This window comes from Conexibacter woesei DSM 14684 (assembly GCF_000025265.1).
In the GTDB taxonomy this organism is placed as follows: Bacteria; Actinomycetota; Thermoleophilia; order Solirubrobacterales; family Solirubrobacteraceae; genus Conexibacter; species Conexibacter woesei.
In genome coordinates this window covers 339,843-361,053 of record NC_013739.1, presented here as the reverse complement: position 1 = coordinate 361,053, position 21,211 = coordinate 339,843, and the positions used below count along the sequence as shown (strand labels likewise).

The 21,211-nt window shown below is 74.7% G+C and carries 21 protein-coding genes and 1 pseudogene; 11 read left to right on the top strand and 11 right to left on the bottom strand.

Annotated elements, in window-relative coordinates; genetic code table 11:
• Positions 1 to 90: 90 nt before the first annotated feature.
• The gene (locus CWOE_RS01770) at positions 91 to 981 is read right to left on the bottom strand and encodes a LysR family transcriptional regulator (protein ID WP_012931841.1); all 891 of its coding nucleotides are present in this window, start codon (positions 979 to 981) and stop codon (positions 91 to 93) included.
• 106 nt (positions 982 to 1,087) lie between these two features.
• Here CWOE_RS01770 and CWOE_RS01765 point away from each other — a divergent pair, with 106 nt between their 5' ends.
• Genes CWOE_RS01765 through CWOE_RS01750 form a run of 4 tightly spaced genes read left to right on the top strand, consistent with a single transcriptional unit; the run spans position 1,088 to position 4,165 of the window.
• Positions 1,088 to 1,789 carry a CoA transferase subunit A gene (locus CWOE_RS01765; RefSeq protein ID WP_041731301.1) on the top strand — a complete coding sequence of 234 codons (702 nt, stop codon included), beginning with the start codon at positions 1,088 to 1,090 and terminating at the stop codon, positions 1,787 to 1,789.
• Complete coding sequence (locus CWOE_RS01760; protein WP_012931839.1) at positions 1,786 to 2,457, top strand: 3-oxoacid CoA-transferase subunit B; 672 nt, start codon at positions 1,786 to 1,788, stop codon at positions 2,455 to 2,457. Before CWOE_RS01765 ends, CWOE_RS01760 begins: the two co-directional genes overlap by 4 nt.
• 29 nt (positions 2,458 to 2,486) lie before the next feature.
• Positions 2,487 to 2,897, top strand: a complete 411-nt coding sequence (locus CWOE_RS01755; protein ID WP_012931838.1) for a YciI family protein — start codon at positions 2,487 to 2,489, stop codon at positions 2,895 to 2,897.
• 5 nt (positions 2,898 to 2,902) lie between these two features.
• Positions 2,903 to 4,165 carry an RNA polymerase sigma factor gene (locus tag CWOE_RS01750; protein WP_012931837.1) on the top strand — a complete coding sequence of 421 codons (1,263 nt, stop codon included), beginning with the start codon at positions 2,903 to 2,905 and terminating at the stop codon, positions 4,163 to 4,165.
• Between the two features lie 4 nt (positions 4,166 to 4,169).
• Here CWOE_RS01750 and CWOE_RS01745 read toward each other — a convergent pair whose 3' ends face one another.
• Together CWOE_RS01745 and CWOE_RS01740 are read right to left on the bottom strand one after the other, a co-directional pair.
• Positions 4,170 to 4,541 (bottom strand): VOC family protein, encoded by a 372-nt coding sequence (locus CWOE_RS01745; RefSeq protein ID WP_012931836.1) that lies wholly within the window; start codon positions 4,539 to 4,541, stop codon positions 4,170 to 4,172.
• Between the two features lie 28 nt (positions 4,542 to 4,569).
• A complete protein-coding gene (locus tag CWOE_RS01740; protein WP_012931835.1) occupies positions 4,570 to 6,042 on the bottom strand; it encodes an MFS transporter in 1,473 nt (490 codons plus the stop codon).
• A gap of 132 nt (positions 6,043 to 6,174) precedes the next feature.
• Between CWOE_RS01740 and CWOE_RS01735 the strand changes: the two genes are divergently transcribed.
• Entirely contained in the window at positions 6,175 to 6,846 is a 672-nt protein-coding gene (locus CWOE_RS01735) for a GntR family transcriptional regulator (RefSeq protein WP_012931834.1), read from the top strand.
• Positions 6,843 to 8,084 (top strand): amidohydrolase family protein, encoded by a 1,242-nt coding sequence (locus CWOE_RS01730; protein WP_012931833.1) that lies wholly within the window; start codon positions 6,843 to 6,845, stop codon positions 8,082 to 8,084. The genes CWOE_RS01735 and CWOE_RS01730 overlap by 4 nt, the downstream gene beginning before the upstream one ends.
• A gap of 60 nt (positions 8,085 to 8,144) precedes the next feature.
• On the opposite strand, the gene CWOE_RS01725 is transcribed toward CWOE_RS01730, so the two are convergent.
• Complete coding sequence (locus CWOE_RS01725; RefSeq protein WP_012931832.1) at positions 8,145 to 9,044, bottom strand: DMT family transporter; 900 nt, start codon at positions 9,042 to 9,044, stop codon at positions 8,145 to 8,147.
• Here CWOE_RS01725 and CWOE_RS01720 point away from each other — a divergent pair.
• Positions 9,043 to 10,491, top strand: coding sequence for an aminotransferase-like domain-containing protein (locus tag CWOE_RS01720; RefSeq protein ID WP_012931831.1), 1,449 nt, complete (start codon positions 9,043 to 9,045; stop codon positions 10,489 to 10,491). The two genes, CWOE_RS01725 and CWOE_RS01720, sit on opposite strands and share 2 nt — an antisense overlap.
• A 351-nt stretch (positions 10,492 to 10,842) precedes the next feature.
• On the opposite strand, the pseudogene CWOE_RS34430 reads toward CWOE_RS01720, so the two are convergent.
• The 4 genes and pseudogenes from CWOE_RS34430 to CWOE_RS01705 all read right to left on the bottom strand — a co-directional run.
• A pseudogene (locus CWOE_RS34430) lies at positions 10,843 to 11,214 on the bottom strand (hypothetical protein); the annotation flags it as partial.
• Positions 11,211 to 12,095 (bottom strand): aldose 1-epimerase, encoded by an 885-nt coding sequence (locus tag CWOE_RS34010; RefSeq protein ID WP_012931830.1) that lies wholly within the window; start codon positions 12,093 to 12,095, stop codon positions 11,211 to 11,213. The pseudogene CWOE_RS34430 and the gene CWOE_RS34010, both read right to left, overlap by 4 nt.
• Positions 12,092 to 12,493: an SDR family NAD(P)-dependent oxidoreductase gene (locus tag CWOE_RS33760; RefSeq protein ID WP_012931829.1), complete on the bottom strand. Its 402-nt coding sequence runs from the start codon at positions 12,491 to 12,493 to the stop codon at positions 12,092 to 12,094. Before CWOE_RS33760 ends, CWOE_RS34010 begins: the two co-directional genes overlap by 4 nt.
• Before the next feature lie 56 nt (positions 12,494 to 12,549).
• Entirely contained in the window at positions 12,550 to 14,178 is a 1,629-nt protein-coding gene (locus tag CWOE_RS01705) for an acyl-CoA synthetase (protein ID WP_012931828.1), read from the bottom strand.
• 36 nt (positions 14,179 to 14,214) lie between these two features.
• Between CWOE_RS01705 and CWOE_RS01700 the strand changes: the two genes are divergently transcribed.
• Positions 14,215 to 14,595: an FKBP-type peptidyl-prolyl cis-trans isomerase gene (locus CWOE_RS01700; protein WP_041730018.1), complete on the top strand. Its 381-nt coding sequence runs from the start codon at positions 14,215 to 14,217 to the stop codon at positions 14,593 to 14,595.
• A gap of 28 nt (positions 14,596 to 14,623) precedes the next feature.
• Here the strand turns inward: CWOE_RS01700 and CWOE_RS01695 are convergent, their stop codons facing one another.
• A complete protein-coding gene (locus CWOE_RS01695; RefSeq protein ID WP_012931826.1) occupies positions 14,624 to 16,108 on the bottom strand; it encodes an MFS transporter in 1,485 nt (494 codons plus the stop codon).
• A gap of 71 nt (positions 16,109 to 16,179) precedes the next feature.
• Between CWOE_RS01695 and CWOE_RS01690 the strand changes: the two genes are divergently transcribed.
• From CWOE_RS01690 to CWOE_RS01680, 3 genes are all read left to right on the top strand, one after another.
• Positions 16,180 to 17,733, top strand: a complete 1,554-nt coding sequence (locus CWOE_RS01690) for an MFS transporter (RefSeq protein WP_012931825.1) — start codon at positions 16,180 to 16,182, stop codon at positions 17,731 to 17,733.
• Positions 17,734 to 17,794: 61 nt separating this feature from the next.
• The gene (locus CWOE_RS01685) at positions 17,795 to 19,030 is read left to right on the top strand and encodes a ParB/RepB/Spo0J family partition protein (RefSeq protein ID WP_012931824.1); all 1,236 of its coding nucleotides are present in this window, start codon (positions 17,795 to 17,797) and stop codon (positions 19,028 to 19,030) included.
• Between the two features lie 80 nt (positions 19,031 to 19,110).
• Positions 19,111 to 19,896 (top strand): hypothetical protein, encoded by a 786-nt coding sequence (locus CWOE_RS01680; protein ID WP_148260855.1) that lies wholly within the window; start codon positions 19,111 to 19,113, stop codon positions 19,894 to 19,896.
• Between the two features lie 3 nt (positions 19,897 to 19,899).
• Here the strand turns inward: CWOE_RS01680 and CWOE_RS01675 are convergent, their stop codons facing one another.
• Together CWOE_RS01675 and CWOE_RS01670 are read right to left on the bottom strand one after the other, a co-directional pair.
• Entirely contained in the window at positions 19,900 to 20,568 is a 669-nt protein-coding gene (locus CWOE_RS01675) for a flavodoxin family protein (protein ID WP_012931822.1), read from the bottom strand.
• Complete coding sequence (locus CWOE_RS01670) at positions 20,556 to 21,161, bottom strand: helix-turn-helix domain-containing protein (RefSeq protein WP_012931821.1); 606 nt, start codon at positions 21,159 to 21,161, stop codon at positions 20,556 to 20,558. The genes CWOE_RS01675 and CWOE_RS01670 overlap by 13 nt, the downstream gene beginning before the upstream one ends.
• Between the last annotated feature and the right edge of the window lie 50 nt (positions 21,162 to 21,211).

Below are 21,211 nucleotides of genomic sequence, written 5' to 3'. Positions count from 1 at the left end.
CCGCCGCCCGCCGCCGCGCCACCCGCCGCCGCCCGCCGCCGCGCCACCCGCCGCCGCCCGCCGCCGCGGCACCCGCCGCCGCGCGCCACCCTACCCGCGCGCGTACGTCGTGCGCGCCTGCTCCAACAGGGCGCGCGCGGCGGGCGAGTGGTGACGGCCCTCACGCCACGCGAGCGCGATGCGGTGCGTCAGCGCCGGGCGCACCAGCTCGGCGACCGCGACCTGCGGGCCGGGCGCGAGCGCGTCCGAGCGCGGCAGCACCGCGACGCCGAGGCCGGCGGCGACGATCGCACGGGTGCGGGCGACCTCGCGCGTCTCGAACGCGATCCGCGGGGCGAAGCCGGCCGCGAGCGCGGCGGCAGCGACCGCCTCGCGGATCGTCGCACCCGGCGTGAAGGCGACGAACCGCTCGTCGCGCAGGTCGGCGAGCGCGACACGACGGCGCCCGGCGAGGCGGTGCGCGGGCGGCAGCGCGGCGACCAGCCGCTCGTGCGCGAGCGGCCGCACGCCGAGCCCTTCGAGGTCGCCGCGCGCGACCGTCGAGAGCAGCGCGACGTCCAGCTCGTCCGCTCGCAGCTGCGCGGCGAGCGTCGTGCTGAGGTCCTCGCGCACGGCCAGCTCAACCGCCGGGAAGCGGGCGTGGAAGTCCGCCAGCAGCGGCAGCAGGTCGAGCGGGCCCGGCGTCTGCGTCAGCCCGATCGTCACGCGGCCGGCGAGCAGGCCGCTGACCTGCTGCAGCTCCGCGCCGGCCGCATCCAGTTCCGCGAGCACGCGCCGCGCCCGCGCGACCAGCAGCTCGCCCGCCTCGGTCAACGCGACGCGGCGGGTCGTGCGGTCGACGAGCGGCAGCCCCAGCTCGTCCTCCAGCTTGCGGAGCTGCTGCGAGAGCGCTGGCTGCGCGACGTGGGAGCGTGCCGCCGCGCGCGTGAAGTGACGTTCGTCGGCGAGCGCGACGAGGTAGCGCAGCTGACGAAATTCCATAAGCAAACCTTATGACAGTTCGATCACAACGGTCTTGGACTTCTGAATCGGCAACGTCGATCGTGACCCGTCGCGGAACCCGGACGAAGGAGGAGCGGTGACGACGGTGGCAACGGGCAAGGTGGTCGCGAGCGCGGCCGAGGCGGTCGGCGATATCGGCGACGGCGCGCTGCTGGCCGTCGGCGGCTTCGGCCTCTGCGGCATCCCGACCGCGTCGATCGCGGCGCTGCGGGACCAGGGCGCCGGTGGGCTGACGGTCGTCTCCAACAACTGCGGGATCGACGACGCCGGGCTCGGGCTGCTGCTCGCGAACGGGCAGATCGCGACGATGGTCGCCTCCTACGTCGGCGAGAACAAGACGTTCGAACAGCTGTTCCTGTCCGGCGAGCTGGACGTCGAGCTGGTCCCGCAGGGGACCCTCGCCGAGCGGCTGCGCGCGGGCGGCGCCGGCGTACCGGCCTTCTACACGCCGGCGGGTGCCGGCACGCTCGTCGCGGAGGGCAAGGAGACGCGCGCGTTCGGCGGCGTCGAGCATCTGCTCGAGCACGCGATCGTCGCCGACTTCGCGCTCGTGCGCGCGTGGAAGGGCGATCCGCTCGGCAACCTCGTCTACCGCCGTACGGCGCGCAACTTCAACCCGCTCGTCGCCGCCGCGGGCCGCGTCACGATCGCGGAGGTCGAGGAGCTGGTCGGCGTCGGCGAGCTGGACGGCGACCACGTCCACACGCCCGGCGTCTTCGTCCAGCGCGTCTTCCAGGCGCCGCCGGCCGAGAAGCGGATCGAGCGCCGCACGGTGGCGAGCCGATGAGCGCCACCGCCGCCGGCGCGCGCGAGCTGATCGTCGCCCGCGCCGCGCGAGAGATCGAGGACGGGATGGTCGTCAACCTCGGGATCGGCATGCCGACGCTGCTCGCGAACGCCGGCATGGCGAGACGCGACGTGCTGCTGCAGTCCGAGAACGGCTTGCTCGGGATCGGGCCGTACCCGCACGAGGACGCGGTCGACGCAGACCTGATCAACGCGGGCAAGGAGACCGTCACGGCGGTGCCGGGCGCCTCCTACTTCGACAGCGCCGAGTCGTTCGCGATGATCCGCGGCGGCCATGTCGACCTCGCGATCCTCGGCGGGATGGAGGTGTCGGCGGGCGGCGACCTCGCGAACTGGATGATCCCCGGCAAGCTGGTCAAGGGAATGGGCGGTGCGATGGACCTCGTCCAGGGCGCGAAGCGGACCGTCGTCGTGATGGAGCACCGCAGCCGCGGCGGCGCGTCGAAGGTCAAGGCCGCGTGCGCGCTGCCGCTGACCGGCGTCGGCGTCGTCGACCGGTTGATCACCGACCTGGCCGTCTTCGACTTCCCACGCGCGGACGGCCGTCGCACGATGGTGCTCGTCGAGACGCAGCCCGGCGTCGCGCTCGACGAGGTCGTGCGGCACACCGATGTCGATTTCGAGGACGGCCGTTCGTCGCACGTGTAGAAAGAGGGAACGACGACGAAGGAGACGGCATGCGCTTCATGATGTTCATCTACCCGGCCCACCACGGCGAGACCGCCGAGATGACGGCCGACCAGGTCGAGGCGATGATGAAGTACAACGAGGAGCTGACGAGAGCGGGCGCGCTGCTCGCGCTCGACGGCCTCCACTCGCCGGCTGACGGCGTGCGCGTCTCCTTCTCCGGCGGCAGACGCAGCGTGGTCGACGGCCCGTTCGCGGAGGCGAAGGAGCTGATCGGCGGCTACTGGATCATCGACGTGCGGTCCAAGGAGGAGGCCGTCGAGTGGGCGTCGCGCTGCCCCGCCGCCGACGGCGACATGATCGAGGTGCGCCGGATGCAGGAGTTCGCCGACTTCCCCGAGGAGGTCCAGGACGTGGCGACGCTCTCGCAGGATCCGCCGGAGCAGACGAGCGCGAGCTAGCGCCGGTGAGCGCCACGCCCGACGTCGACCGCGCGATCGACGCCGTCTGGCGGATCGAGTCGGCGCGCGTGATCGGCGCGCTGACGCGGATGGTGCGCGACGTCGGCCTCGCCGAGGACCTCGCGCAGGACGCGCTCGTCGCCGCCCTGGAGACGTGGCCGCGGTCGGGCGTCCCGGACAACCCGGGCGCCTGGCTGACGGCGACTGCCAAGCACCGCGCGATCGACCGGCTGCGTCGCGACAGACGGCTGGAGCAGAAGCACGAGCTGCTCGCGCGCGATCTCGCGCTCGAGCCCGGGGCAGGCGTCGCCGCGCCCGCGGCGGCGGCGGCGAACGACGAGGTCGGCGACGACGTCCTCGGCCTGATGTTCATCTGCTGCCATCCGGTCCTGCCGACCGAGTCGCGGATCGCGCTGACGCTGCGGCTGCTCGGCGGCCTCACGACGCCTGAGATCGCGCGCGCGTTCCTCGTCCCGGAGAAGACGCTGGCGCAGCGGATCGTGCGCGCGAAGCGGACGCTCGCCGCGGCGCAGGTGCCGTTCGAGGTGCCGGCCGGCGACGAGTTGGAGCCGCGCCTGGCGTCGGTGCTGGAGGTCGTCTACCTGATCTTCAACGAGGGCTACTCGGCGACGGCCGGCGAGGAGTGGATGCGGCCGGCGCTGTGCGACGAGGCGCTGCGGCTCGGCCGGATCCTCGCCGGGCTCGCGCCGCGCGAGCCGGAGGTCCATGGCCTGGTCGCGCTGATGGAGCTGCACGCGTCGCGCACCGCCGCGCGAGTCGACCGCGCGGGAGAGCCGGTGCTGCTGCTCGACCAGGACCGCTCGCGCTGGGACCTGCTGCTGATCGGCCGCGGTCTCGCCGCGCTCGACCGCGCCGAGCGGCTGCGCCGGCCGCTCGGCCCGTACGCGCTGCAGGCCGGGATCGCCGCCTGCCATGCGCGTGCGCGCACGCCTGAGGAGACGAACTGGGCGCGGATCGCCGCGCTGTACGACGCGCTCTCGCAGGTCGCGCCGTCGCCGGTCGTCGAGCTGAACCGCGCCGTCGCGCTGGGGATGGCGTTCGGCCCCGAGGTCGGGCTGGAGCTGGTCGACACGCTCGTCGGCGATCCGGCGCTGGCGGGCTACCACCTGCTGCCGAGCGTGCGCGGCGACCTGCTCGAACGGCTCGGCCGCCGCGCCGAGGCGCGCGCCGAGTTCGAGCGCGCGGCGGCGATGACTCAGAACGCGCGCGAGCGGACGCTGCTGCTGCGCCGCGCCGCCGCGCTCTGACCGCTCAGCGCTCCTGCAGCACCGACAGGACGTTGCCCGCGGGATCCGTGAACCAGGCGATCAGCGGTCCCTCCTCGCGCATCACGCCGTTCTCGTCCTGTCTCATGCCGTCGTAGCGCTCGAAGCTGACGCCGCGCGCCGTCAGCTCGGCGACGGCGGCGTCGATGTCGTCGACGGGGAAGTTGAGGATCGTGTAGCCGGCAGGCACGTGATCGGGCTTCGGGTAGACGAGCGTCGGCCGGTCGCCGGCGATGTGGAGCGTCAGCAGGCCGTGCTCCTCGGTCACTCTGAGCCCGAGCGTCTCGCCGTAGAACTGCTTGGCGCGCGCGAGATCGTCGACTGCGAAGCCGCTGAACGCCTTGGTCTTCTCGAACATGGTCCGTCTCCTTTGCGCTTGGGTTGACTCAGACGGCCTCGGAGCACGCCTGCGCCGAGGCGTCGTGCCGAGCCGCGGGCTCGCGCCGCCGCTGCAACGGCGACGGGCGCAGCACGGCGAGGGCGACGACGATCGCCGCGACGACGAGGCCGGCGGCGATCATGAAGGCGAGGTGGTACCCGCCCGTGAGTGCGGCGGCGGCGGAGTCGCCGCGGGCGGTCAGCGTCTCGGTGCGGGTCGCGGAGAGCGTCGCGAGCACGGCGAGGCCGAGCGCGCCGCCGACCTGTGCGGTCGTGTTGACGAGGCCGGACGCGAGTCCCGCCTCGCTCGGCTGCGCGCCGGCCATCGCCAGCGTCATCAGCGCGGGGAACGCGAGGCCCGCGCCGAGCCCGAGCAGCACCATCACCGGGAAGACGTGCGTGAGGTAGGAGCCGTCGACCGGCGCCAGCGCGAACAGCGCCAGCGACGCCGCGATCGAGACGAGGCCCGGCAGCAGCGTCGCGGCCGCGCCGAAGCGCGTCACGAGCCGCTCGGAGTAGCGGATCGAGAGCGTGCCCATCACGATCGTCGTCGGCAGGAAGGCGAGGCCGATCTGGAGCGCGTCGTAGCCGAGCACGCGCTCGAGGTAGAGCGCACCAAGGAAGAAGGTGCCGAACATGCCGGCGACGCTGAGGCCCTGGATCGCGTTCGCGCCGCTCAGGTTGCGCGAGCGGAAGATCCGCAGCGGCACGAGCGGGTTGCCGGCGGTCGCCTCGCGCACGACGAACGCGACCAGCAGCGCGATCGACACGGCGCCGAGCAGGAGCGTCTGCCCGGCGCCCCAGCCCAGCTCGGCGGCGGGCTTGACGATCGTGTAGACGCCGAGCATCAGCGCGCTGGTGATCAGCACCGCGCCGGGGACGTCGGCGCCGCCGCGGAAGCCGATGCCCTCGTCGGCGTCGAGCAGCCGCGCCGCCGCGACGGCGGTCGCGATCCCGATCGGGACGTTGATGAAGAAGATCCAGTGCCAGCTGATCGCCTGCGTCAGCACGCCGCCGGCGAGCAGGCCGACGGAGCCGCCGGCCGAGGCGACGAACGCGTAGACGCCGATCGCCTTCGCCTGCTCGCGGGGCTGCGGGAACATCGTCACGATCATGCCCAGGATCACGGCCGAGGTGAGCGCGCCGCCGGCGCCCTGCACAAAGCGCGCCGCGACGAGCACGCCGGGGCTCTGCGCAACGCCGCAGGCGAGCGACGCGAGCGTGAAGACGCCGAGCCCGGTCATGAAGACGCGCTTGCGGCCGACGAGGTCGCCGATCCGCCCGGCCAGCAGCATCAGCCCGCCGAACGCGATCAGGTAGGCGTTGACGACCCAGGCGAGGCTGGACGCCGAGAAGCCGAGGTCGTCCTGGATGACTGGAAGCGCGACGTTCACGACGGTCGCGTCGAGCACGATCATCAGCATCCCCAGGCAGAGGACGTAGAGGGCAATCTGGCGGCGGAGGTCGGTCGTCTGTTCCATGGCGATCTCTCTCTTCGTGTCGGGGCGTCGGGGTCTGTGGGTAGAGACCGGCCCGCACCCGCAGACTCATCGGTCGGTGTCGGCCGTGACTGCATACATTATTTGTATGCAATTGCCTGCTACGCTCGATCGATGCCGACGCGAGAGACAGTGGACGTGCCGAACGCCCTCCGCAGGGACATCGCCGGGTTCGCCTTCAAGCCCGGTGACCGCCTCGTCGAGGAGGCGCTGTCGGAGCGCTACGGCGTCAGCCGTACGCCGGTGCGCGAAGCGCTGCGGCAGCTGGAGGCGGAGGGGCTGATCGAGTCGCAGGGCACGCGACGGCTCGTCCGGCGGCTCGACGTCGCCGAGCTGGAGGACGTCTACCGCGTGCGCGCACAGCTCGAACGGCTCGCCGCGAGCCTCGCCGCCGAGCGCGCGAGCGACACCGCGATCGACGCGCTCGCCGCCGGCTGGGACGTCGAGCAGGAGCACGCGGACGGCGACGCGGGCGACGCCTATTACGGCGCGGACGTGCGCTTCCACGACGGCGTCGCGGCGCTGTCGGGCAACGAGTTCGTGCGCACGTCGCTGCAACGTGCGAGCGACCGCATCGCGATCGTGCGGATCGTCGACTTCAGCACCGCCGCGCGGATCGCGACGACGCGCCGCGAGCACCGCGAGATCCTCGGCGCGATCCGCGCCCGCGACGCCGACCGTGCCGGCGCGCTGATGGAGGCGCACATCGACGCGGCGATGAGCAACGTGCGCACGCTGCTGACCGCCGCGCTCGCGCGCATCTACCTCGACCCGCCGGCGCGATGACGACGCCCGGCGTCACGACGGACGAGCTGCTGCTCGCGAACGCGACCCTGCCCGACGGCCGCCGCGCCTCGGTGCGTGTCGCCGGCGGGCGGATCGCCGCGATCGAGCTGGCGGACGAGGGCGGGCGCGGCGACGCGCCGGCCGCGCCGGCCTCCGTCCCGCCCGCTGCCGCCACACGCATCGACCTCGCGGGCGCGCTGCTCGCGCCGGCGTTCGTCGACGGCCACATCCACCTCGACAAGGTCTTCATCGGCGTGCCGTGGCGCCCGCACGTGCCGCAGGACTCGCTCGCCGGGCGGATCGCGGCCGAGCGCGCCGCGCTCGCCGAGATCGACGCCGAGGTCCCGATCGCCGAGCGCGCCGTCGCACTCGTGAGACGGGCGGCCGCGTACGGCACCGGCCACCTGCGCACGCATGTCGACGTCGACACCCGCCACGGGCTCACGCGGCTGGAGGCGGTACTGGAGGCGCGCGAGCGCTGCCGCGAGCTGGCCGGCATCCAGATCGTCGCGTTCCCGCAGTCGGGCGTCCTGTCGGACCCCGGCACCGCCGAGCTGCTCGACGCCGCCGTCCGCGCGGGCGCCGACGTCGTCGGCGGACTCGACCCAGCCGGCTTCGACGGCGACGTCGAGGGCCAACTGGGCGTCGTCTTCGACGTCGCCGAGCGGCACGCCGCGCGCGTCGACGTCCACCTCCATGACGCCGGCACGCTCGGCGCGTTCGAGCTGCGCCGGATCGCCCACCACACCGAGCGGCGCGGACTCCAGGGGCGCGTCGTCGTCAGCCACGCGTACTGCCTCGGCGAGATCGACGCCGACGACTTCGGCGCGACCGCCGAGGCGCTCGCGCGCGCAGGCGTCGCGATCCTCACCAACGCGCCCGGCGGCTCGGCGATGCCGCCGGTGCTGCGGCTGCGCGCGGCCGGTGTCGAGGTGCTCGCCGGCACCGACAACATCCGCGACGCCTGGTGGCCGTACGGCACCGGCGACATGCTCGAACGCGCGTACATGGTCGGCTACCGGCAGAGCCTCTTCACCGACGAGGAGCTGGCGGTCGCGTTCGAGCTGGCGACCGCCGCCGGCGCCCGCACGCTCGGCGTCGAGGGCTACGGCCTGGAGGTTGGCGCGCGCGCCGACCTCGTCGCGATCGACGCGCCGTCGCTGCCGGAGGCGGTCGCCGCCCCGCCGCGGCGACTGCTCGTGCTCCACGACGGCCGGATCGTCGCCGACACGCGCTGAGCCGCCGCGGCCGCCCCCAGGCGCGCACGGCGCCCTCACGCGTGCCGCTCCGCCCACCCCTCACGCGTCGCGCGCCCGCTGCGTCACCGCGATGCACGCGAGCACGACGCCCGCAGCGATCGGCGCGGCCGGCGGCAGCCGCTCGCCGAGCAGCGCGACCGCCCAGACCAGCGTCAGCAGCGGCTGTGCGAGCTGCAGCTGGCTCGCGCGCGCGACGCCGATCGCGGCCATCCCGCGGTACCAGACGACGAAGCCGCCGAACTGCGAGATCGCGGCGATGTAGAGCAGCGCGGCGACGGCGCGCGGATCGGGGTGCAGCGGCTCGACCGCCAGTCCCGCGAGCGCGAGCGGCACCGTCGCCGGCAGCGCCGCGACGAGCGCCCACGCGATCACCTGCCAGCCCGGCAGCTCGCGCGCGAGCCGCCCGCCCTCGGCGTAGCCCCAGGCGCAGACGAGCAGCGCGACGAGCAGGAACGCGTCGCCGACGGTCGGCCGCCCGCCGCTCTGCTGGAGCGTGAACGCGACCACGGTCGCGCCGCCCGCTCCCGCCGCCGCCCAGAAGAGGCGCGACGGACGCGTCCGCGTCAGCGCCGCGGAGATCGCGGCGGTCGCGAGCGGCAGCCCGCCGATCACGACCGCCGCGTGCGCGGTCGAGGAGGTCTGGAGCGCGAGCGTCGTCAGCAGCGGGAAGCCGACGACGCAGCCGCCGGCGACGACGAGCAGACCGGGCCAGTGGCGGCGAGCCGGCATCGGCACGCGGCCGACGGCCAGCCACACGGCGGCGAGCAGCGCCGCGAGCACGCAGCGCAGCCCTGTCGCCGTCCACGCCCCGACGCCGTCCAGGACCCACGTCGTGGCGGGGAAGCTGAACGAGAAGCAGAGGACGCCTGAAGCCGCGAGCAGCGTCCCGCCGCTTACCGCTACCCGCCGCTCAACAGTAGCGCTACTCTGTGCTGACATGAATCAGAGTAGCAGTGTCACGAGACTTGTTGACACTCTCCGCGAGGAGCTTGACCGCTATCCGGTCGGCGAGAAGCTGCCGTCAAGCCGCGAGCTGACCGAGCGCCACCACGTGAGCCCGGTGACGGTCTCGCGCGCGATCGCCGCGCTCGTCGCCGAGGGGCTCGTCGTCTCGCGCCCCGGCGCCGGCGTCTTCCGCGCACGCAGGCGCGCCGCTGCGCCGCCGCCCGGCGACCTCTCGTGGCAGGCGGTCGCGCTCAGCGCCGAGCCGAGCCAGGCCGCGAGCGAGCCGGGCATCCGCACGGTCGACGCGAGCGGCGTGCTGGTGACGCTCGACGCGCCGCCGCCGGACGTGATCGACCTCAACGGCGGCTACCTCCACGCCAGCCTGCAGCCGGAGCGGGCGCTCGCCGCCGCGCTCGCGCGCGCCGGCCGCCGGCCCGGCGCCTGGGGCCGCCCGCCGGTCGAGGGGCTGCCGGAGCTGCGGGCGTGGTTCGCGCGCGACATCGCCGGCTCCGGCGGTGCGCTCGGCGCGGCCGACGTGCTCATCACCGGCGGCGGCCAGAACGCGCTCGCGACGACGATGCGCTCGCTCGCGGCGCCCGGCGCGCACGTGCTCGTCGAGTCGCCGACCTACCCCGGCCTGCTCGCGATCGCGCGCGCCGCCGGCCTGCGGCCGGTGCCGGTCCCGGTCGACGCCGACGGCGTTCGCCCCGACCTGCTGGAGCAGTCGCTGCGGGCGACCGGCGCGCGTCTGTTCGTCTGCCAGCCGCTGTTCCACAACCCGACCGGCGCCGTCCTCTCGCGCGACCGCCGCGACGAGCTGCTCACGATCGCGCGCGCCGCGGGGGCGTTCGTCGTCGAGGACGACTTCGCTCGCCACCTCGTCCACTCCGACACGCCGACGCCGTCCCCGCCGCTCGCCGCGGCCGACCCCGACGGGATCGTCGTGCACGTGCGCTCGCTGACGAAGACCGCGTCGCCGAGCCTGCGGATCGCCGCGCTGACCGCCCGCGGACCGGCGCTCGAACGGCTCCGCAGCCAGCTCGTCGTCGACAGCTTCTTCGTCGCACGGCCGTTGCAGGAGGCGACGCTGGAGCTGGTCGGCTCGCCCGCCTGGTCGCGCCATCTGCGAACGCTCGGCGGCGCGCTGCGAGAGCGCCGGGAGGCGGTCCTCACGACCCTCCGGCGCGAGCTGCCGGAGCTGCCCGCCGTCCACGCACCGATCGGCGGCTACCACGTCTGGCTGCGGCTCCCGCACGGCACCGACGCCTCGCTCTGCGTTGCCGCCGCACTGCGCGGCGGCGTCGCCGTCACGCTCGGCGACCCCTACTTCCCGGCCGAGGCGCCGGGCCCGCACGTGCGGCTCAGCTACGTCGGCGCGGCGAGCACGGCCGAGCTGGTCGACGGTGTGCGGCGATTCGCCCGCGCGCTCGCCGCGACCTGAGTGCTCACCGCGCCACGCGCCCGTGACGGAACGCCGTCCGCCGCACGCCGTCGAGGTCGAGCCGAACGCCGCTCCCCGGCGCGCTCGGGGGCGTGACGCGGCCGCCGGCGACGCGCTCGATCCACGGCGCGCCGGCGAGCAGCGTGCGCGCAGTCGAACGGGCGGTCGGCCGGGAACGCCTCGACGAACACGGCCGTCTCGGCGGCGAGCGCGCGATGGTGGTGCAGCTCCGGGTGGACGTGGGTCGAGACCGCCCGGCCGTGCGCCTGCGCCGCGCGGCAGAGGTCGAGCGCGGCGCCGAGGCCGCACCAGCAGCACGGGCAGCTCGCGCAGGCGCCCGCCGAGCAGCCGCCACAGCGGCTCGCCGGCCGCCTGCGCGTCGAGGTCCCAGAGGCAGACCTCCAGCAGCGAGCGGGCGTGGCCGAGGATCCCGGTCGCCTCCAGCGGCCGCGTGCGCGCGTCCGCCAGCGCGGCCCAGCCAGCGCGGTCGCGCGCGTCGCGCCCCAGCAGCAGCGGCGCGAGCAGGTCGAGGATCGCGCCGTCGAGCGGCGCGCGGCGGCTGAACGCGAGCGCGTCGGCGACGAGGCCGCCGGCGGTCGTGACGCGCACGGCGACGTACTCGCGGCTCGTCGTGACCCACGCGCCGAAGTCGAGCGGGGCGGGCAGCGGGACGCTGCACGCCCACGCCTCGACCGCGACGACCTCCGTCGCCGGCGCGCTCACCGGGTCACCTGGCCGTCGCGCGCGACGCCGCGAACGGGACGCTCGTCGGCGTCGAACAGCGCGAGCGTCAGCCAGCTCGTGTGCGTCGCGCGGCCCGCGAGCCGGTGCGCGGTGCCGGCCGCGACAGCGGCGGCGAGGCCGTCGCCGGGGCTGTGCGTCATCGGCTCGACGGCGACGATCCGCGAGCGCCCGTAGAACGGCATCCCGGTGCCGCCGATCTCGTGCCAGACCCACACGTCCGGCATCGTCTCGAGGTCCCAGGCGAGCGCGACCCCGCGGCCGCCGGCGGCGTCGCGCAGCGCGGCCCAGCCCTCCGGGCGGCGGGTATGGAACGCGTCGCCCTCGCGGATGACCCCCTCAGCCGGGATCGGCTCGATCTGCGCGCCCGGCAGGTCGATCCGCATCCCCGGCAGCGCCTCGAACGCCGGATGGTGGCCGAGCAGGAACGGCATCTCCAGGTCGGACTCGTTCGTCACCGTCTCCTCGATCCGCAGCGCGGCGCGGTCGGCGTCGAGCGTCATCCGCCGCTCCAGAACGAGCGGCAGCCGCGCGGCGACGCGCACCGTCGCGCTGCGCTCGTCGGCCGCGACGACCTCCCACGGCGCGACGGACGCCTCGCCGTGCATCGGCAGCGGGACCCCCGCGACGGTGCAGGCGGCACCGGCGTTGGGGAAGACCTCCTGCCAGCCGCCGCGGTAACCCGACAGCCAGTCCAGCTCGGGATCGCCGTAGCCGAGCGGCGCGGGGCCGGCGGGCTGCGGCGCCGCCCAGTCGTAGAACGCGAGCACGTTGTCGCCGCCGGAGCGGCCGACGAAGCGGATCTCGGCGCCGCGCTCGGGCGCGAGCTCGACGCGCATCCGTCCGTCGTCGAGCGCGATCACAGCTCCGGTGCCTCCGGGTCGCCGCTCCACGGGATCCAGCCGAACGCCGACCAGCCGCCGTCGGGGGCGATCACCTGCCCGGTCACGAACGACGACTGGTCGCTCGCGAGGAACAGCGCGACCTGGCCGATCTCCTCCGGCCGGCCCCAGCGCCGCATCGGCACGCGGCCGAGGTAGGCGGGCGCGTCGACCTGGCCGGCGGCGACCGCGTCGGTCAGCATCTGCGTCTCGGTGACGCCCGGCGCAACGGTTCCAGCACCGTATCGGTCAGAACGCCGACACGTCAAGGCCCGCCGCCCGCCCCCGCCGGGCCGCGCCGCTCGCCCGCGCCGCCCGCGCCCTCCCCGAGTGATGTGCGTCGCGAAATGGGTCCCCTGGACCCAGAAACCACGACACATCCGCGGGCCGGCGGCCGGCGCGCGCCCGCGCCGCGCCGCGCCCGCCGCCCCAACCCCTACACGACGATCGCGGCCAGCTCGCGCTTGAGGACCTTGCCGGTCGGGTTGCGCGGGAGCGCGTCGAGGAAGACGGCCTCGCGCGGGACCTTGTAGCGCGCGAGGTTCTCGCGCACGAACGCCTTGACCGCGTCCTCGCCCAGCTGCTCGCCCGCGCGCACGACGACGAACGCGCGCAGCCGCTGGCCCCATGCCTCGTCCTCGACGGCGATCAGCGCCGCCTCCTCGACCGCCGGGTGACGGTGCAGCAGCTCCTCGACCTCGGCCGGGAAGACGTTCTCCCCGCCCGAGACGATCATCTCGTCGTCGCGGCCGTCGACGAACAGCCGCCCGGCCGCGTCGAAGTGGCCGACGTCGCCGCTCGACATCAGCCCGTCGATCGTCTCCTTCGAGCCGCCGCCGGTGTAGCCCTCGAACTCGAAGCCGTTGCCGACGAAGATGCGGCCGCTGTGCCCCGGCCCCGTGACCGGCGCGCCGGCGTCGTCGTAGAGCCGAACGACCGCGCCCGGCGGCGGCCGCCCGACGCAGCCCGGCTCGACCGCGAGGTCGGCCGGCGTCGCGATCGTCGCGTAGGCGACCTCGGTCGAGCCGTAGAGGTTGTAGACGCGCGGCCCGAACGCCGCCGTCGTGCGCTCGCACAACTCGGCGCCGAGCTGCGAGCCGGCGACGAAGACGATCCGCAACGCCGACAGGTCGCGGCCCGCGACGGCGTCGTCGCCGAGCGCGAGCACGCGCCGCAGCATCACCGGCACGACGACGACGGCCGACGCGCGGTGGCGCGCGAGGTCGTCGAGCAGCACTGCGGGATCGAAGCGGCGGCGCAGCACGAGCGTCGAGCCGAGCGCCAGCGCGAGCTGCCCCTGCACGAAGCCGAGCGAGTGGAACAGCGGCGCCGCCACGACGGTCGTCTCGCCGGCGCGGAACGGCACCACCGACAGCAGCGCGCCGAGCGGCTGGAGCGACTTCGGGACCGTCCGCGGCGCGCCCTTCGGCGTGCCGGTCGTGCCGCTCGTCAGCACCACCAGCTTCGCCTCCGACGCCGGTCTCGGCGGCGGCGCGGGACTGCCCCGCGCGATCAGCGCCTCCAGCGTCCCCGGGGCGGCGGCGCCGTCGTCGGTCCACGCGCGCCAGCGCCCGAGGCGCGGCTCGATCCCGTCGAGGAACGTCGCGTACTCGTCGTCGTGGACGAGCAGGTCGACGCCCTCGCGCGCCGCGACGTCGCGGATCTGCGGCCCGGCGAAGTCGGTGTTCAGCAGCACGACCCGCGCGCCGCAGCGGGCGGCGGCGGTCGTCGCCTCGACGAACCCGCGGTGGTTGCGCGCGAGGATCGCGACCCCGTCGCCCGCCCGCAGGCCGTGGGCGCGCCAGCCGTTCGCGAGCGCGTTGGCGCGGCGGTCGAGCTGCGAGAACGTCAGCGTCCCGCGCTCGTCGATCAGCCCCGGCCGGTCGCCGCGGCGGCGCGCGGCGAGCGCCGGCAGCGCGCCGACGAAGCCGTAGCGCGCGACGTCGCGCAGGTTGCGCGCGAAGCTGCGCGGCGGCTCCGGCCGCACCACGCCGGCGCGCACGCAGGCCGTCACGTACGTCACCTCGTTGCGTGCGCGGAGTGCGATGTCGGCTGGTCGCACCATATGCCGGTGTCAACCTACCCGAGCTATCGTGCCGGGATGGCCACTAACGAGAAGCCCCAGGTCGACGTCCCCTCCGACCAGCCGCCGTCCTACCAGCTCGAGCTCGACGATCTCGTCGTCGGCGACGGCGAGGAGGCGGTCGCCGGACAGATCGTCGAGGTCCACTACGTCGGCGTGTCGTGGTCCAACGGCCAGCAGTTCGACGCCTCGTGGGATCGCGGCGACACCTTCAAGTTCGGCCTCGGCAAGGGCCAGGTGATCGAGGGCTGGGACAAGGGCGTCGCCGGCATGAGAGTCGGCGGCCGCCGCCGGATCACGATCCCGCCGCTGATGGGCTACGGGAAGCGCGGAGCCGGCGGCGTGATCGGGCCCGACGAGACGCTCGTCTTCGTCGTCGACCTGATCGGCGTGCGCTGAGGCGACGGACGGCGGGCGGCGGGGCGCGTCAGCCGGCGCCCGCGCCCGCCCCGTTCGCGGCGTCGAGCGGCGGCGCCTGCGCGCCGCCGCGACTGCGACCCGGGAGCCGCAGCGCCGCGAGCACCCCGAGCAGCGCGCCGCCCGCGACGACGTAGACGACGGTCCGCAGGCCGTCCGCGGTCGCGATCCGCAGCGGCTCGCCGGTCAGCCCGTCGAGGTCCGCGGTCGCGATCCCGACGAGCACCGCCAGGCCGGCGCCGCCGCCGACCTGCAGTGCCGTCGAGGCGAGGCCGGACGCTGTGCCCTGCTCGTGCGATTCGACGCCGGTCGAGGCGGCGAGGAACATCGCCGGGAAGATCAGCCCCATCGCGAGCCCGACGACGACGATCCCGCCGAGCGCGCCGAGGTACGTGCCGCCGGCCGAGATCCCGGCCGCGAGCAGGACGGCGCCGGCAGAGCCGAGCGCCATGCCGGCGATCAGCGTCGTCCGCGTTCCGTAGCGCGCGACCAGCCGCTCGGAGATGAGGTTGCCGGCGGTGATCGCGAGTGTCGGCCCGAGGAACGCCGCGCCACCCTCCAGTGCGGAGAAGCCGAGCACGTCCTGGAAGTGCAGCGTGAGGAAGTAGGGGACGGCCTGGAGCGTCATCCCGAACGCGAAGATCACGACGACGGCGGCGCCGAGGCTGCGGTTGGAGAACAGCCGCAGCGGCAGCAGCGGGCTGGCGCTGCGCGACTCGATCGCGACGAACGCGGCGAGCAGCGCGGCCGCGACCGCCGCCGCGCCGAGCACGAGCCCCGAGGTCCAGCCCTCCTCCGGCCCCTGCGCGATCGCGAGCACGAGCAGCGTCGCGCCACCGGTGCCGGTCAGCGCGCCGGGCAGGTCGAAGCTGCCGCGCGTGCGCGGGCCGTCGGCCGGGAGCAGCGCGAAGGCGGCGAGCGCCGCGACGATCACGAGCGGGACGTTGACGAAGAAGACGCCCTCCCAGCCGGTCGTCTCGGTCAGCACGCCGCCGAGCAGCGCGCCGAGGCTGAGGCCGACGGCCCCGGCGCCGGCCCACACCGTCATCGCGCGGTTGCGCTCGCGTCCCTCCGCGAACGTCGTCGAGACGAGCGACAGCGTCGCGGGGAAGAGGACGGCGGCGCCGATCCCCTGGAGGATCCGCGCGGCGACCAGCTGGCCGGGGCTCGTCGCGAGCCCGCCGAGCAGCGAGGCGCCGCCGAACAGCGCCATTCCGACGACGAACATGCGGCGCCGCCCGAGCAGATCCGAGAGGCGCCCGCCGAGCAGCAGGAAGCCGCCGTAGAAGATCGCGTAGCCGCTGAGGACCCATTGGAGCGAGTGGGCGGAGAAGCCGACGTCGCGCGCGATCTCGGGCAGCGCGACGTAGACGACGGTGAAGTCGAGCGAGGTGATCAAGGAGCCGAACGCGAGCAGCGCCAGGCTCCAGCCGAGCCGGCCACGAGCCGGCGACGACGGCGGTGTCGATGCGGAGGTCGAAGTCATGCGCGCCATTCTCAGCCTTCAAGTTGACTTGAAGTCAAGGGCTTGACTTCGACCTTGGTCGAACTACTACCTTGGACCGCATGCCCTCCACCGGACCCCCTCGCGCCGGACGCCGCGAATGGCTCGCGCTCGCCGTCCTCGCCCTCCCGACGCTGCTCGTCTCGATGGACCTGACCGTCCTCCACCTCGCGCTGCCATCGCTCAGCCGCGACCTCGACCCGAGCAGCACCCAGCTGCTGTGGATCGTCGACGTCTACGGCTTCCTGATCGCCGGCGCGCTGATCACGATGGGGACGCTCGGCGACCGTGTCGGCCGCCGGCGCCTGCTGCTGATCGGCGCCGCCGCGTTCGGTGCCGCCTCCGTGCTGGCGGCCTTCGCGACCAGCGCCGAGCTGCTGATCGCGGCGCGCGCGCTGCTCGGCGTCGCCGGCGCGACGCTGATGCCGTCGACCCTCTCGCTGATCCGCAACCTCTTCCACGACCCCGCCCAGCGGACGACCGCGATCGCGGTGTGGATGACCAGCTTCATGGCCGGCGCCGCGATCGGCCCGATCGTCGGCGGCCTGCTGCTGGAGCAGTTCTGGTGGGGCTCGGTCTTCCTGCTCGGCGTCCCCGTGATGGCGCTGCTGCTGGTGCTCGGCCCGCTGCTGCTGCCGGAGAGCCGCGACCCCGCCGCCGGCCGGCTCGACCTGCTGAGCGCCGCCCTCTCGCTCGTCGCGGTGCTGTCCGCCGTGTGGGGCGTCAAGCGGATCGCCGAGCACGGCGCCGACGGCGCGGCGATCGCGTCGCTCGCCGCCGGCCTCGCGCTCGGCACGGTCTTCGTGCTGCGCCAGCGGGGGCTCGCGGACCCGCTGATCGACCTGCGGCTGTTCCGTGCGCGCACGTTCAGCGGCGGGCTCGGCACGCAGACGCTGACGATCTTCGCGTTCGGCGGGACGCAGCTGTTCGTCGGCCAGTACCTCCAGCTCGTGCACGGGCTCTCGCCGCTGGAGGCGGGCCTGTGGCTGCTCCCGGGGATGCTCGCCGGCATCGCCGGCGCGATGCTCGCGCCCGTCGCCGTGCGGCACGTGCGGCCGGCCCGCGTGATCGGCACCGGCCTGCTGCTGGCCGCCGGCGGGCTGCTGGCGATCGCGTTCGTGAGCACCGGGTCCGGGCTCGCGCTGATCGTCGCCGGCCAGATGGTCGCCTCGTTCGGCGTCGGACCCGCGATGACGCTGACGACCGACATGATCGTCGGCTCCGCGCCGCCCGAGCGGGCGGGATCGGCGTCGGCGATCTCGGAGACCGGCGGCGAGCTGGGGCAGGCGCTCGGGATCGCGCTCGTCGGCAGCGTCGGCACCGCCGTCTACCGCGGCGGGATCGACGAGCGGATGCCCGCGGGCGTCCCGGCGGCGGAGACGAAGGCCGCGCGCGACACGCTCGGCGGCGCCGCCGAGGCGTCGGACGAGCTGCCCGCCCCGCTCGGCGGCGAGCTGCTCGACGCCGCCCGCGAGGCGTTCACGCAGGGGCTGCAGGCGACCGCGACGGTGAGCGCCGTGGTCCTCTCGGGCGTCGCCGCGATGGCGCTCGTGCTGCTGCGGCGCGCGCCGTCGGCCGGTGCGCCGGAGCCGGAGCCGGTCGGCGCCGAGGCGTGATCCAGGCGCGCTCGCAGCCTCCGTTGCATGGCGTCCGGCGCGCCGTGCATCGTGCCGGGGAATGTCTGACGTCGATTCCCTTCAGAACTCCGAGGAGGCCGTCGCGCAGCTGCGCGAGGAGGCCGCCGAGAGAGCCCGCCAGGCCGTCGCCGAGGAGCTGCGCAGAGCGCCGCTGGCGGACACCGCGAGCAAGCCGCGCCGGCGCGTGACCGCCACGCTCGACCACGTGCGGACCTCGACCAACATGCGCGAGGGCCCGCTGCCCGAGGTCGAGGAGCTGGCGATCTCGCTGATCGAGACGGGCCTCCTGCATCCGCCGCTCGTACGCGCGACCGGCGACGAGGAGGTGCCGTACGAGCTGGTCGCCGGCGCGCGCCGGCTGGCGGCGATGCGGCTCGTCGACGACGCCGAGGGGACGCCGCGCGAGTGGGAGCTGGACCTGCGCGAGGGGATGAGCCGGCGCGAGGCGCTGACGCTCCAGTTCGCCGAGAACTTCCACCAGAGAAAGCCCGAGCCGATCATGTTCGCGCGCGCCGTGCGCCAGATCATGATCGAGGACCCGGAGCTGACCGCGGCCGAGGTCTCGCGCATGACGGGTGCCCCGGCCGACTGGACGCGCACCGCGCTGAAGCTGCTCGACCTGCCCGCGATCGCCGAGCGCGTCGAGGCCGGTGACCTTGCCTTCACGGCGGCCGACATGGTCCGCCGCGCGATCTCGACCGGCCGCGTCGGCGAGGCCGAGGGCGTCGAGCTGGCCGCCAAGGCGGCTGACGGCGAGATCACGACCGGCGAGCTGAGAAGAGCGGTCGGCTACGTGCCGCCGAAGCCGGAGAACTACGACGAGCTGTCGAGCGAGCTCGACAGAGCGCGCTGGGACGCCAGACGCGCCGCCGAGCACGCCAGCAGAGGCGGCGACGCCGACCAGCGTGACTGGGAGTCGCGCGGCGGCGAGGACGGTCCGGGCTTCTCCGCCAACGCGCCGTCCGGCCTCGGCGCGACCGACGGCACCGCCGGAGGCGCACGGCCCGACACGAGCGCGGGCGAGAGCGCCGCCGACGCCGAGCGCCGTGCCGCCGAGCTGGACGCGTACCTGCTCGGCCGCGTGCTCAACGACGTCGCGACCGACTACCGCGAGCTGCTCGGGATCGAGAACGCCGAGGAGTCCTACCAGTACGCGTTCGCGCTGCGCCCGTACGAGCGCGTCGCGGCGCTGCGGATGCTCGCGCGCAAGCTGCTGGAGGCCGACGCGCAGCCGCCGCGCGAGCTGGCCCACCTGCTGACGCCGGCGGCGGCCTGAGGTCGCGCCGGGCCCGACGCGGTCCGCGGTGGGAGCGGGGCGACAGCTAGCCGCAGCTCACCGCGGGTATCGTCGTGACCGTGACCCAGCCCGGACGCGCGATCACCCACCTCGCCGCCGATCGCCTCGGCCGCGTCCAGCCGGCCGGCGGCGACGTCGTCGAGGTGCTGCGCGCGAAGGCCGCTGCGCTGGAGGAGCTGGCCACGACCGTCGAGCGCCTGCGCGGCGAGGGCTGGCAGACCGAGGGCGAGATCGGCCTCGCCTTCTCGCTCGGCGTCGACCGCGTCGGCTTCGAGCGCGACGTCGCGTCGTTCGGCGAGCTGGAGCGAGTCGGCCGTGCGCTGCCGCCCGGCACCGTGATCCACTGGCACCGCCACGACCGCAGCTGGCGCTCGGGCGGCTGGATCGTCGGCCTGCCCGCCGATCAGCAGCTGGGCGAGACCGAGGACCTGCCCGTCGTCGTGCAGTCGACCCACTCCGGCCGCCAGACGCGCTGCGCGGACCAGGCGCAGCTCGTGTCCGCGGTGCTGCTGCACCTGCGCGAGATCGCCCAGCAGCTCGAGGCCGACCCGCTCCAGCACAGCCGCGCGCACGAGGCGCGCGAGCAGATCGCGGCGATCGAGGCGGGCGAGGCGCCGCAGGTCTTCTACCGCTTCGAGGGCTCGCCGGAGGCCGAGGACGCGCTCACCAGCGCGCACATGGTCCACGTCCACCCCGAGGCGCTCGCACGCTGGGAGGGCTTCCAGGACGGGATCGCCGGCGAGCCGCTCTACGAGGGCGACCAGCGCCTGGAGGGGCTCACCGGCCTCGCCTTCCGCGACGGCTTCCGCCTCGGCAGCGAGCGCGCGCACCTCGTCGCGCGCTGACCGTTACAGGTCTCTGTACTGGCCGATCGGCGCGTCGGCGTCCCCCCAGACCGCGCCCGGCCGCGGCGTCTCGACGCGGTAGTCGGTGAAGTGCAGCGTCTCCAGGTCGGCGCCGAGCCGGCGCGCGGCGACGAGCGGGTCGGTCGGGTCGTGCGCGACCTCGCCGCGGCGGTTGCCGACACCCTGGACGACGCCGACGAACGGCTGACGCAGGTAGCGCGTCATCTCCTGGACCTGGGCGATCATGCCGAGCGTCGCGCCCGGGTAGCGCTCCTCGGAGGAGATCAGCAGCGCGGCGCGCTTGCCGCTCAGCCCCTCGATCACCTCAGCCGAGCGCGGGTGGCTCGCCGAGATGTAGCACGTCATCCGATCGAACCAGTTCTTCAGGCTCGCGGCCATTCCGTACCAGTACAGGGGCGTCGCGTAGGCGATCGCGTCCGCGCGCAGCACGTGCTCCAGCATCAGCTCGCGGTAGCCGTCGGCGATCGAGCACTCGCCGTCGGGGCCGCGGCAGCTTCTGCAGTCGCGCAGGAAGCCGCCGCTCGTGCGCTCGTTGAGGTCGAACACGCGCGCGGCGTGGCCGGCGCTGCGCGCGCCGTCGGCGAACGCGTCCGCGAGCGCCTGGGAGTTGCCGTCCGGCCGCGGGCTCGCGGCGAGCACTACGACGTCCATCTGTCTGGTCCTTCCAGGTTGCTGCCGGGGGGCAGGTGCGTCGTCACGAGCAGTTCGCAGCCGCCGCGCCCGCTGCCGCGGAACGCGTGCGCGGCCGACGCGTCGAAGGTCGCCGTCGCACCTCTGCGGAGGTCGTGGCCGGCGCCGTCGAGCGTTAGCCGCAGGGTGCCGGCGACGACGGTGACGGTCTTGACGACGCCGGCGCCGTCCGGGTAGGGGACGTTCTCGTAGAACTCACCCGCCGGCAGCCGCCAGCGCCACAGCTCGACGGGCGCGGTGCCGCCGGTCACCAGCACGACCGCGGCGGTCCCGCCCGCGGGACCGCGCCAGAGCGGCGCGACCTCGGCCGCGTCGACGATCCGCAGCCCGTTCGTCGGCCGCTGCTCCAGCAGCTGCGCGGCGTTGAGGTCGAGCGCGTCGCCGATGCGGCAGAGCGTCGACAGGTTCGGGTTCGTCTCAGCCCGTTCGAGCGCGACGAGCGCGCCCTTGCTGATGCCGGCGTGGGCGCTGAGCTGGTCCTGCGACCAGCCGCGCTGTCTGCGGGCGGCTCGCACGGTGCGCGCCAGCGCCTCGATCACTGCTTGCTCGTCCATCGCCCGTCACGATAGCGCGCTGGTCGTTCTCGCGACCGCGACAGTCATTA

Bases quoted from the DNA above. Each gene is read 5' to 3' on its own strand.
- CWOE_RS01770 (WP_012931841.1), bottom strand. From the start codon at position 981: ATGGAATTTCGTCAGCTGCGCTACCTCGTCGCGCTCGCCGACGAACGT.
- CWOE_RS01760 (WP_012931839.1), top strand. From the start codon at position 1,786: ATGAGCGCCACCGCCGCCGGCGCGCGCGAGCTGATCGTCGCCCGCGCC.
- CWOE_RS01755 (WP_012931838.1), top strand. From the start codon at position 2,487: ATGCGCTTCATGATGTTCATCTACCCGGCCCACCACGGCGAGACCGCC.
- CWOE_RS01745 (WP_012931836.1), bottom strand. From the start codon at position 4,541: ATGTTCGAGAAGACCAAGGCGTTCAGCGGCTTCGCAGTCGACGATCTC.
- CWOE_RS01740 (WP_012931835.1), bottom strand. From the start codon at position 6,042: ATGGAACAGACGACCGACCTCCGCCGCCAGATTGCCCTCTACGTCCTC.
- CWOE_RS01735 (WP_012931834.1), top strand. From the start codon at position 6,175: ATGCCGACGCGAGAGACAGTGGACGTGCCGAACGCCCTCCGCAGGGAC.
- CWOE_RS01730 (WP_012931833.1), top strand. From the start codon at position 6,843: ATGACGACGCCCGGCGTCACGACGGACGAGCTGCTGCTCGCGAACGCG.
- CWOE_RS01720 (WP_012931831.1), top strand. From the start codon at position 9,043: ATGAATCAGAGTAGCAGTGTCACGAGACTTGTTGACACTCTCCGCGAG.
- CWOE_RS01725 (WP_012931832.1), bottom strand. From the start codon at position 9,044: ATGTCAGCACAGAGTAGCGCTACTGTTGAGCGGCGGGTAGCGGTAAGC.
- CWOE_RS33760 (WP_012931829.1), bottom strand. From the start codon at position 12,493: ATGTGTCGTGGTTTCTGGGTCCAGGGGACCCATTTCGCGACGCACATC.
- CWOE_RS01705 (WP_012931828.1), bottom strand. From the start codon at position 14,178: ATGGTGCGACCAGCCGACATCGCACTCCGCGCACGCAACGAGGTGACG.
- CWOE_RS01700 (WP_041730018.1), top strand. From the start codon at position 14,215: ATGGCCACTAACGAGAAGCCCCAGGTCGACGTCCCCTCCGACCAGCCG.
- CWOE_RS01695 (WP_012931826.1), bottom strand. From the start codon at position 16,108: ATGGCGCGCATGACTTCGACCTCCGCATCGACACCGCCGTCGTCGCCG.
- CWOE_RS01690 (WP_012931825.1), top strand. From the start codon at position 16,180: ATGCCCTCCACCGGACCCCCTCGCGCCGGACGCCGCGAATGGCTCGCG.
- CWOE_RS01685 (WP_012931824.1), top strand. From the start codon at position 17,795: ATGTCTGACGTCGATTCCCTTCAGAACTCCGAGGAGGCCGTCGCGCAG.
- CWOE_RS01675 (WP_012931822.1), bottom strand. From the start codon at position 20,568: ATGGACGTCGTAGTGCTCGCCGCGAGCCCGCGGCCGGACGGCAACTCC.
- CWOE_RS01670 (WP_012931821.1), bottom strand. From the start codon at position 21,161: ATGGACGAGCAAGCAGTGATCGAGGCGCTGGCGCGCACCGTGCGAGCC.